General features: G+C 71.0%; 1 protein-coding gene. It reads right to left on the bottom strand.

Annotation, left to right across the window (positions count from 1 at the left end):
• Positions 1-1085: HNH endonuclease signature motif containing protein (locus tag JFB92_RS21750; RefSeq protein WP_199043554.1), on the bottom strand; the 1085-nt coding region annotated here is incomplete at both ends.

The following is a 1085-nucleotide window of genomic DNA, read 5'->3' as shown; positions in this document are numbered from 1 at the left end:
CGGTTCGCAGGGAGCGCGGTTGCTGAAGCAGCGGCAGTAGGGACAGTGAAAGCAGGGGCGGCGGTTCGGGGCTCGTGTCCGGTGCCGGGGACACGGAGAAGGGCCCGCCGGGTGTACCTGGTCGGGCTGCGATGGTGGAGTGGGTGGCGGTGTGGTGTCGCGGTCGGCTGTCGGGTCGGTTTCGGTGGGGCTTCGCCCGGGCGGCGATGGCGTGGTGTGGGTGGCTTGTCGGGGATGGTCGGCCGGGTGCGGGCACGGCGAGGGCCCGAACCCGGTCGGGTGGGTTCGGGTTGGTGTGTCGTGTGTGTGCTGGCCCCCGCCGCGGGTGCCTTCCGCGGCGGGCGGCCTAAGAAGGGCGGGGGTCCGGGGTCGGAGCGTGTTGCGGTGCAGGTGAAGACGGGTTCGGGAGGAGAGTCCTGCTCGGATTCGGGGCGGGGTTCGGGTGTGGTCGGGGAGGATCGTTCGGGTCCTGAGCGCGGTCGGGGTGCGGTGGTTCGTTCGGGTTTCGAGCGCGGTTCGGGTTCGGGTGCCGGTGTTCTTGTGTCGCTGCGCGCCTCGACGTTCTCGGTGGTGAATCGGGCTCGTGCTTGGGCGCGTGCGGTCTTCGCGGCGGCCCAGGCGCGGTCGGTCTCGTGCTGTTCGGCGGCGCGGTTCAAGTCGTCTTTGAGGGTCTCGGCCCATTCTTCGGGATACAGCCCGGTGTCGAAGACGTTCGCGGCGTCGTTCTGGAAGTCGGCCTCGAGGTCGGCCTCGGTGCGCCAGTCGGCGCACCCGCACCCGTCCTGCCCCTCGTGTTCGGTCATGTCGGCCGGGGCCGGTTCGTGTCCGTCGTGGTGGACGATGACCGCGGTGCCGGGGCCGGTTTTGGTGACGGTCCATCCGGGGGTGTGGATGCGGCCGTGGTGGAACCGGCACAGGAGGATGAGGTTGTCGGCGTTGGTCTCGCCACCGGCCCACCATGCGCGGATGTGGTGTGCTTCGGTCCAGTGGACCGGCCGTGAACAACCCGACCAGGCGCACCCGCCGGGTTGCTCCAGCTCCAACTTGCGGCGCAGGGCGGTGCCCGGGAGGCGTCGGGTGCGGCC

This window comes from Glycomyces salinus, assembly GCF_016428645.1.
GTDB classification, from domain to species: domain Bacteria; phylum Actinomycetota; class Actinomycetes; order Mycobacteriales; family Micromonosporaceae; genus Glycomyces; species Glycomyces salinus.
The sequence above is the reverse complement of the archived record's forward strand: the minus strand, read 5'-3'. Positions and strand labels throughout refer to the sequence as shown.